The sequence below is a fragment of the Paenibacillus sp. 01T422 genome (genome assembly GCF_056398785.1).
In genome coordinates, this window is sequence record NZ_JBFTQB010000147.1 from 1 (window position 1) to 9327 (window position 9327).

The following is a 9327-nucleotide window of genomic DNA, read 5'->3' on the forward strand; positions in this document are numbered from 1 at the left end:
GTACAAAATACATCACTTTCTCTTTTATCAGCTAAAACTCACAAATTACCTGTACTTTCTACACGTTTCCGAGCCCATCCACGACTGCACATCCCTGCACATCCCCTACAACCAACAAAAAAATCCCCCTCTATCAAGAGGAGGATAATCACCAAAACTATAGCACCGTATCCGGCGACAATGGTGCCGGTCTTTCACAGCTGCTCTGCATCACATAGTGTTTGCCTTCACTGGCTGCATCGTGGAAGCCATGCATAGCTTCCAGCACGTGGTACGCCAGCTCACCATTCGCACGATGCGCTTCACTCTCACCGCTAATTAGCGCTTGCGCCATTGCCGCAACACCCAACCCGCGGCTGTTTTCCTTGTAGCCATGAGACAAAGGAATCGGCTCCCAGTCGGAACCATTTTTACGGATCATCACCTGACCGCCAAATGTGTTCGGATCCGGTACACGTAAAGAACCATGACTGCCATAGATTTCAATGTTCGGCAGCTGCGTGCCGCCCATAATATCAAAGCTAGTAACCAGCGTAGCAATTGCACCGCTATGGAAATCAAGCACGCCCGCAATATGTGTTGGCGTCTCAACCGTGATCTTCTGTCCGCGTTTTTTCTCACTCTTAATTGTACGCTCTGGGAAGCTAATTCCCGTCGAGCCCGTTACGCGGCGAATAGGCCCAAGCAACGCAACTAACGCTGTCAGATAATAGGGTCCCATATCGAACATAGGGCCGCCGCCTTTTGCATAGTAAAATTCAGGATCTGGATGCCAATGCTCGTGACCTTTGCCCATCATGAAAGCTGTTGCGGCAATCGGTGTGCCGATCCAGCCGTCATTGATCAGTTTCACGCATGTTTGAATGCCTCCACCTAGGAATGTATCCGGCGCACTGCCGACCAACAATTCCTTACGGCGAGCCACCTCAAGAATACGCAAGCCCTCTTCGCGCGTAACCGCAAGCGGCTTCTCCACATAAACGTGCTTGCCCGCTTCCAACACCTGAATACAAACTTCAGCGTGTGCAGCCGGAATCGTCAGATTGATGACAATGTCAATATTCGCATCATTCAGAAGCTCCTGAACCGAATAAGCATGAGGAATATTAAACTCTTCCGCCCGTGCTTTTGCTCTCCCCAAATCGATATCCGCGCAAGCAAGCAGCTCAAGATGCTCAAAGTTAGGAATATTTTTCATATAAGCAGCACTAATATTCCCGCAACCGATAATACCAACCTTCATTTTACTCATCTTCTTGCTCCTCCTGTTTGTTATCGTGTCGCCCACAGCAAGCCGCGGCGCATAAGTTCAAGTGTTTCAGGCATCTGTACAATGTTGGCTTGATGGCCAAGCGAGTTATAATACACTTTGCCTTCGCCATAGGTTTTGGTCCAAACGACCGGCATCTCTACATCCCCGAAATCCGTAACCGCATGAACCTGAATGGCAGGATCGACATGCATGTAATACTTTTCAGAGACGACAACGAAATCATCCATTCCCTCTGTAAGAGCATGCTGGCGATCTTTGATCCGCACCGTGTACGTAACACCATCATTGCCCGGATGAGCGACCCATTGACCGCCGACCATGTACTGATATTCGACGTCATTCCGGAAGGAATCTCCCATCCCGCCGTGGCAGCCGGCAATCCCCGTTCCGCCTTCTTTGACTGCGGCAAGTAAAGGTGCCAACTGCTCTTTCTCAATTTTCCCCATCGTCCATACGGGTACAATCAGATCAATGCTTTTTAAACGTTCCGCATCTTTAAAGCTGTCCAGCGTATCAGATACTTCAACGCCATAACCTTCGCCGCGCAATAACCCCTCAAAAATACCTGCCACTTCCTCAGGTTGATGACCATCCCAGCCACCCCAGACAATCAATGCTTGTTTACTCATCTTGGACAAGCTCCTCTCCACTTATGATTAAGCCTAAACCTCGCTAATTTTCACCCAACGGCGCTGCTCAATGGATTGATCCACGGCTTCCAGCACCTCTTGACATTTCACACCATCCACAAAATTCGGAACCGGCTGACGGTCCTCTGTAAGCGCATTCATCAGCTCAACAACCTCGTGCACGAACGTATGCTCATACCCGATGGTATGTCCTGCCGGCCACCAAGCATCCATATAAGCGTGGGACGGATCTGTTGCCAGAACACGGCGGAAGCCCTGAACGTCCTCTTCATCACTTGTAAAATAGACCTGCAGCTCGTTCAAACGCTCAAAATCAAACTTCACGCTGCCTTTACTACCATTAATCTCAAAAGAATTCGTACACCGGTGACCGGGTGCAAATCGTGTTGCCTCGAAGCTCCCCAGCGCTCCGTTCGCGAAACGAGCCATAAACAGCGTCGCGTCATCAACGGTTACTGGTCCGTGCGGCGCATCCTTGCTGCCTTTGGCGCTTAGGCCTGTCATGGAGCTCGGCAGTGGGCGCTCCTTCACGAACGTCTCGCTCATGCCGATGACTTCTGTCATATCGCCGACCAGGAAATGCGCCAGATCGATTAGATGCGCGCCCAAGTCGCCGTGCGACCCAGAGCCGGCAATCTCCTTCTGCAAGCGCCACACCAGCGGGAACGTCGGATCTACGATCCAGTCCTGCAGGAACCAAGCGCGGAAGTGATAGATCTGGCCGAGTCGACCGCTCTCGACCAGCTTCTTCGCGAGCTGCACCGCAGGAGCAAACCGATAGTTGAAGCCGACCATGTGCTTCACCCCAGCTGTTTCAGCCGCCTCCAGCATCTCCCTTGCATCCGCAAGGGTCAGCGCCAGCGGCTTCTCACAGAACAAGTGCTTGCCGGCTTTGGCCGCTGCAAGCGCGATTTCCTTGTGCGCGTCGCTGGGCGCATTGATATCGACGATGTCGATCTCCGGATGCGTGACCAGCTCGCGCCAGTCAGTGACGTAACCTTCCCAGCCGAACTGCTCGGCTGCGATTTTGACCCCTTGCTCATCGCGCCCGCAGATGAGCTTCATTTTCGGCACCGCCGTTTGCGGGAAAAACATATGTAGATCTTTATAAGCGTGGCTGTGCGCCTTGCCCATAAATTTATAACCGACCATACCAATATTGAATGATTTCATAAAATAGAAAGCCTCCTTAAGTGGTTAATCGTACCCTAATCCCTATCTCCCCGCCTCATAGATTCCCGCCTATATATGTGAATTGCTCTTAGRTGATTGACGAATGACCAGTTGAGTTGGCAACTTAATACTATGAGGATTCACGCTTTCCCMCTGCATAACGCGAGTCAATACACTTCTTGCTGCTTCTTTTCCCATCTCATAAAATGGCACATTAATACTGCTGAGCGGAGGGTCGCTGAGTTTGGCAGCATCGGAATCATCGCAGCCAACAACGGCGAAGTCGCGACCTGCTATCCAACCTTTTTCCCGGAGTCCTTGCATCAGGCCGATGGCCATGCGGTCATTTGCGGCAAAAACCGCTTCCACCTGCTCCCGCTGCGACCAAAGCCTCTCGGCTGCTTCATAACCGCTTTTCCGGCTGTAGTTGCCTTCGAGCAGCAGTTCGTGTGGCGTCTGAAGCCCCGCGTCATACATCGCTCTCAGATAGCCTTGAAGCCTGTCCCCGGAGTTGGAGTACTCCGGCGAGCCGTTCAAGAAGGCGATCTTCCGATAGCCCTCCTCCTGCAGATGGCGCACAGCCTGATAGCTGCCTTCAACATGATCAGCATCCACTTCATGAAAGGCTAAACCCTCAAAATGCTGATTAACCAAGCAGAAGGGATGCCCCTGCTCCTGCAGTTGTTGGAGCGATTCTCGCTGCTGCGGTGTATCTCTTGCGCCCAGGATGACACAAGCATCCACTTTCTGCGATCGGTAGAGCCCTGCGTAATCCAAGCTTTCATCCGGCTTCAGCAGCGATAGAAGCATATCATACCCCTGCTCCCTTACTTGCTCGCCGATCCCGCTTAGGATTTCCGCAAAATAATACGCTGAGAACAGATGCACCTTAGGCATATAAGGAAGCACCACCCCGAGATTTCCGCTGCGTCTTCGTGCAAAGCTTTGGGCAATCGCATTCGGATGATAATTCAGCTGGCCAGCCGCTTCCAGAACACGTGCCTTGGTAGCAGGCTTCATGGGCCCGAGCCCATTAAATACACGGGAAACGGTCGCTTCAGAAACACCAGCTAATTCAGCAACCTCTTTTCTAGTCACCATGTAGAAGCCTCCATTTTCGTTACTGAAATCCTTTTATGTACACGCGTACATTTTCTCATTTAAGAGCTATTTTTGTCAATACATAATCACCATTAATTATGCGCCTCACATTTCGACACCAATGCCAATTTCCAACAAATAAAACTAACAAAAAACGACTAATTTCTGTAAAATGATCTAATTTATTATATTGCCTATTCCTTGCCTTTCGTTTTATGATTATGGGTACATGGACAACTATGATGTGGGAATGAGTGATCATAATGAACGTAACCCAGCGACTTCTTCACTTGGCCTCATCAAGAACGATTAGTACTCGGCGGAGTGCGAAAAAAGTGACTCGAAGTCACCTTTTAACTTTGATCAAAAAAGCAGTAAAACGTCATAGCAGCGCTATGCCTGACGCACATATTCAATTCATTCTTATCTTGGATATAGACCGATTTCGACATATCAATTTCTCACTCGGCTACGCTTCCGGTGATTGTCTGCTGGCTGAAGTCACTCATCGACTTCGCTCTGTCTCTAATTGCAGTCTCGCCGTTCGATCCGGAGATGATGAATTTGCGCTGGTTATACACGTACTCCATCAGGAACAGTTGTCCCACATAATTCAGCAGATACAGCAGCTTTTTGAGCAATCGTTTACGATTCAGGAACAGGAATGTTACATTAACGTCAGTATGGGTATAAGTGCAGTAGAGCTAACGCCTGCAACCGTCGAACAAGCGTTGAAGCAAGCTGACCAAGCACTTCAAGCCGCCAAACAGACTGGCAAAAATAAGCTTTTCACCTACCACCCCATGCTTTCACCACAACAAGCCAGCTCCATGGAAATGGAAACCGAGCTGCGCAAAGCTATTATAGAAAATCAACTCATCTTGTATTATCAACCGCGCCTGGAGCTCTCTACTGGCAAAATTATTTGTCTGGAAGCTTTGGTGCGATGGAATCATCCCAAGCTCGGCATGATACCGCCTAACGAGTTTATTCCGCTTGCAGAAGAGAGCGGACTGATTATGCCCCTTGGCGAATGGGTCCTCCGCGAGGCTTGCCTCCAGAAGGTGAGATGGCTCGAAGCTGGTATTTTAGACTATCAGGTTGCTGTCAACATCTCGCCATGTCAATTCCAAGACGAAGGCTTCTCGGATAAAGCTATTCATATCATTGAACAAACTGGCATTAATCCCGCCTATCTGGAGTTCGAAATCACCGAAAGCTCCATCATGCAAAACATGGAAAATACGATAGCTGTGTTAGAGAAGCTCTGCAAGCAAGGAATCTCCATCTCCATCGATGATTTCGGAATCGGCTACTCCTCACTGAATTATCTGAAACATTTTCCAATTCACTGCTTGAAAATCGACCGATCCTTCGTAAAAAATATACATAGCAATAAAGACGATTTAGCAATAACTAACGCCATTATTCACCTTGGCCACGCCCTTAACGTGCAAGTGGTAGCTGAAGGTGTAGAAGAATTGAGCCAGCTTGAAATATTGCGAGAAACCACCTGCACGACGATCCAGGGCTATCTCTTAAGTCCGCCGGTTTCCGTTTACGAAATCGAGCAAAGCTTTCATCGCTATGACAACAGACCGGTTATGATTTCATAACCGGCCGTATGCTTTGGCGTACCTCTGCATTTTCGCAAATATACGCTTATCCCGCAGTCTGCGGAAAATGTAAGGATCTGGACTCGTATTGACCTCTAGAATCCATGGATGCAAATCTTTGTCCAGAGCAACGTCAACCCCTATTTCCTTAACTCCCCGGTACTTCGTATTAATCGCTTTCGCCACGCGTTTCCCGAGCACTTGCAGCTTCTTGACATAGTCATCCCGCTCCCCGGCAGGCAAGTAGCTATGCAGCAGTGTATCAACCGGCTTCAGAGTTCCCCCATTGTGAAAATTCGTCACGATTTTGCTCGGATGTGCCACTCGGCCGATCACGCCAGTTGTTTCCCAATCACGCAAAGGTGTTTGCTGCACCATGATTCGCAGGTCGAAACGGTTCCCTTGATATTTCAGCAAGTGAATCCCTTTCTGGACCAGATAAGGTGTTTTTCCCGTTTTCTTCTTGATGGAGACATACATGTCTTCAAATGTTTTGAATCGTTTCAAACTAACCCCAAGCTGATAGGAATACGGCATAATCGCTCCCTCACCGTCCGACAATTCGACGCGAATCACACCATTTCCGAACATGCCTACGTTGGGCTTAATATAGACCATTTTATGCTGATTCAGCATTTGCTTCAGTGTCTCTGCGGTCATCCATTTCGTCGTCGGCACATACTCCTTTAGAACTGCTGTGGCCTCTACCGCCTTGGTTTTGCCAATCTTACTCATGACATATCTKGGATATCTAACCTTCGTCCGTTTCTTTAGGATTTTTCTCATGTCTTTCCTCCAGCTTCAGTCTATAGAAATCGGCCAGTGATTGCGCTGTGGCCTGCCAGCTGAACCGCTTAACGGCATCGCTCCTAGCCTGCTGCGCTATGCCGCCTGCCCACTTTTTCTGCGTAGCTATGGCCACAATTCCTTGTGCGAAGGCTTTAGGGTTTCTGAAGTCACGGATCAATACCCCATTATGCCCGTGCTGTATGACTTCTTTAATCCCCCCGTTGGCCGAAGCGATTACCGGGAGTCCGGAAGCCATCGCTTCCACGTTCACTAATCCAAAAGCTTCATGCTCTTGCGAAGGACATACGAAGCAATTGGCGAGGCCATACACCTCATGTATATGGCGATGGGGAATATTTCCCAGAAACTTGGTTGGCACTGCAAGCCTTCGCGCCTTTCTCTGCAAGGATGCTCTATACCCTTTCCTTTGCTCCCCGCCAGCAATCAAAAGCTTTAAGCCAGCCACCTTTTTCCTAGCCAAATGTACAGCTTTAATTAATTGTGTAATCCCTTTGCGTTTAATCAGTCTACCGACATAAAGGATATGGAAACCGCGGCCAACGCGGTATTTTCTCCTCAGCCTTAGCTTCATTGCTGCCGATCTGGGCATGAATCGCTTATTATCTGTCCCAAGGTAAATGTGATGCAGCTTGGCGCGGCGCTTGGGAAATAACCGGATTAGTTCCTGCTCCAGTGAGGAACTGTTCGCTACAACCCAATCCACTTTACTTAGCAGTGCCGAGCACTTCGAAATCGAAACATAAGGCGGTTTCACAAACGTTAACGAATGCAAGAAAAGAGAGACGGGACTACGGGGAAACTGGCGTTTAATAGCTGCCGCGAATAGGGGTCTATTGTCTACCTGAACCCAGTCGAATTTCTCGGCCTTCATCGCCTTCATAACTTCCTTCAAGTATTGCTTCGAACTCTCCGCCCGAACCCTTACAATCTTGAGCGAGCCCCTCCGGGTCGTGTTTGTATAAGCACGATGCTGCCTCGATATGATGGTCACGTGGTGCTGTTTGGCAAGCTGCCGGGCAATGGCATAAATGCATATTTCAACGGATCCACCTTTTAGCGGCGGCACTGGAATTTGTTCAGGAGCAATGATCAGTAAATGCACGGTCTCTCATTCACATCCTTAAGGCCTGCGCGCCCTGTATTCGTAACCCGTACTTATTGTATGAAGCAAACCGTTCATCGGCAACTAAAAAAAAAGAGACCGCACGCCAGATTTTACTCTGGTGCACAGCCTCTTCGTGTTATTTAAAGTCTTATGGAGCACTCGTTAGAAACTTCGCGCTTGGGTTCTTTTCTACGGAGGATCTTAGTGCATATTCGCTCTCGAATAAACCGACGTAATTCCCTTTTTTATCCTTTACAAGCTGGGAATTAATACGGAATTTGCTCGGGTCGATCTTCTCATCGACAATCCAGCGAGCGAACTGATAGTTCTGGCGCTGCAGGAGAATATCTACACCATATTCTGATCTCATCCGGTGTTCAAGCACCTCGAACTGCAACTGGCCAACGACACCTAGGATCATATCTTCAAAACCGATCGTCGTGAAGACTTGAATCATACCTTCCTCCGTCAACTGATCAATGCCCTTGAGAAACTGCTTTTGCTTCAGTGCGTTCTTGATCGAAACCTTGCTGAAAAGTTCCGGCGAGAACGTTGGGAGTTCGTCGAAAACGATTGCTTCCCCTTCGCTCAGTGAATCTCCAATACGGAAAATGCCTGGATCGAACAAACCAATGATATCACCAGGGAATGCCTGTTCCACGATATCGCGGTCTTGCGCCAGAAACTGCTGGGGCTGAGCCAGCTTGATATCTTTGCCCATACGGACATGCTTAACCAACATGCCGCGCTCGAATTTACCGGACACAATGCGAAGGAACGCAACGCGGTCGCGGTGAGCTGGATTCATATTCGCTTGAATTTTGAAAACGTAGCCCGAGAACTTTTCTTTGGTAGGCTCGATTACACCTGCCGTACTATTGCGCGGTTCCGGCTTTGGCGCCAGCTGCAGGAAGTTCTCCAGGAACGTCTGCACACCGAAATTGTTCACGGCACTTCCGAAGAATACAGGCGTAAGTTCGCCCTTCAGCACCTTCTCCATATCGAAGGGGTCACCCGCTACGTCCAGCAGTTCAATGTCATTGCGTAGTTGTTGATGCAAGAATTCGCCGGCAATTTGGCGAACCAGCGGATCGTCCACGCCTTCTACCTTGCGTACTTCAATTTCTTTGTGATCCTCACCATTGTATAGTTCCAGCTGCGACTTACCGCGATCATACACGCCGCAGAACTGTTTGCCTGACCCGATCGGCCAGTTCATTGGATAGGAGCGAATGCCGAGCACTTCTTCCAACTCTTCKAGAAGCTCGAATGGATCGCGTCCTTCGCGGTCCAATTTGTTAATAAACGTAAAGATCGGAATGCCGCGCATCCGGCAGACTTGGAATAACTTCTTGGTCTGTGTCTCGACCCCTTTGGCCACGTCAATCAACATCACCGCGCTATCCGCAGCTGTAAGTGTCCGGTACGTGTCCTCACTGAAGTCTTGGTGACCAGGTGTATCCAGAATGTTAACCCGGTGCCCTTCATAGTCGAATTGCATCACACTGGACGTAACGGAAATTCCACGCTGCTTTTCAATTTCCATCCAGTCAGACGTTGCGTGCTTGCTGGCTTTGCGTCCTTTGACCGTTCCTGCCA

8 protein-coding genes are annotated in these 9327 nt (G+C 49.3%); 1 reads left to right on the top strand and 7 read right to left on the bottom strand.

What is annotated here, in order from left to right; all coding sequences use genetic code 11:
* Positions 1-157 precede the first annotated feature (157 nt).
* The 4 genes from AC1DUA_RS10945 to AC1DUA_RS10960 form a co-directional block, all read right to left on the bottom strand.
* Positions 158-1252, bottom strand: a complete 1095-nt coding sequence (locus tag AC1DUA_RS10945; protein ID WP_477499771.1) for a Gfo/Idh/MocA family protein — start codon at positions 1250-1252, stop codon at positions 158-160.
* Positions 1253-1272: 20 nt separating this feature from the next.
* Positions 1273-1902, bottom strand: coding sequence for a ThuA domain-containing protein (locus tag AC1DUA_RS10950; RefSeq protein ID WP_477499772.1), 630 nt, complete (start codon positions 1900-1902; stop codon positions 1273-1275).
* Between the two features lie 33 nt (positions 1903-1935).
* Positions 1936-3096: a Gfo/Idh/MocA family protein gene (locus tag AC1DUA_RS10955; RefSeq protein WP_477499773.1), complete on the bottom strand. Its 1161-nt coding sequence runs from the start codon at positions 3094-3096 to the stop codon at positions 1936-1938.
* 69 nt (positions 3097-3165) lie between these two features.
* Positions 3166-4197: a LacI family DNA-binding transcriptional regulator gene (locus AC1DUA_RS10960; RefSeq protein WP_477499774.1), complete on the bottom strand. Its 1032-nt coding sequence runs from the start codon at positions 4195-4197 to the stop codon at positions 3166-3168.
* A 335-nt stretch (positions 4198-4532) separates the two neighbouring features.
* Here AC1DUA_RS10960 and AC1DUA_RS10965 point away from each other — a divergent pair, with 335 nt between their 5' ends.
* Positions 4533-5813 (top strand): putative bifunctional diguanylate cyclase/phosphodiesterase, encoded by a 1281-nt coding sequence (locus AC1DUA_RS10965; RefSeq protein WP_477499775.1) that lies wholly within the window; start codon positions 4533-4535, stop codon positions 5811-5813.
* Here the strand turns inward: AC1DUA_RS10965 and AC1DUA_RS10970 are convergent.
* From AC1DUA_RS10970 to AC1DUA_RS10980, 3 genes are all read right to left on the bottom strand, one after another.
* Positions 5808-6599 (bottom strand): YheC/YheD family protein, encoded by a 792-nt coding sequence (locus tag AC1DUA_RS10970; RefSeq protein WP_477499776.1) that lies wholly within the window; start codon positions 6597-6599, stop codon positions 5808-5810. The two genes, AC1DUA_RS10965 and AC1DUA_RS10970, sit on opposite strands and share 6 nt — an antisense overlap.
* A complete protein-coding gene (locus tag AC1DUA_RS10975; RefSeq protein ID WP_477499777.1) occupies positions 6565-7725 on the bottom strand; it encodes a glycosyltransferase family 4 protein in 1161 nt (386 codons plus the stop codon). The genes AC1DUA_RS10970 and AC1DUA_RS10975 overlap by 35 nt, the downstream gene beginning before the upstream one ends.
* 151 nt (positions 7726-7876) lie before the next feature.
* On the bottom strand, positions 7877-9327 hold a 1451-nt coding region (locus AC1DUA_RS10980; RefSeq protein ID WP_477499778.1), incomplete at its 5' end, for a peptide chain release factor 3.

What these genes read in the sequence shown, in the direction of transcription:
- AC1DUA_RS10950 (WP_477499772.1), bottom strand. Translation starts at nt 1,902, where the DNA reads ATGAGTAAACAAGCATTGATTGTCTGGGGTGGCTGGGATGGTCATCAA.
- AC1DUA_RS10945 (WP_477499771.1), bottom strand. Translation starts at nt 1,252, where the DNA reads ATGAGTAAAATGAAGGTTGGTATTATCGGTTGCGGGAATATTAGTGCT.
- AC1DUA_RS10955 (WP_477499773.1), bottom strand. Translation starts at nt 3,096, where the DNA reads ATGAAATCATTCAATATTGGTATGGTCGGTTATAAATTTATGGGCAAG.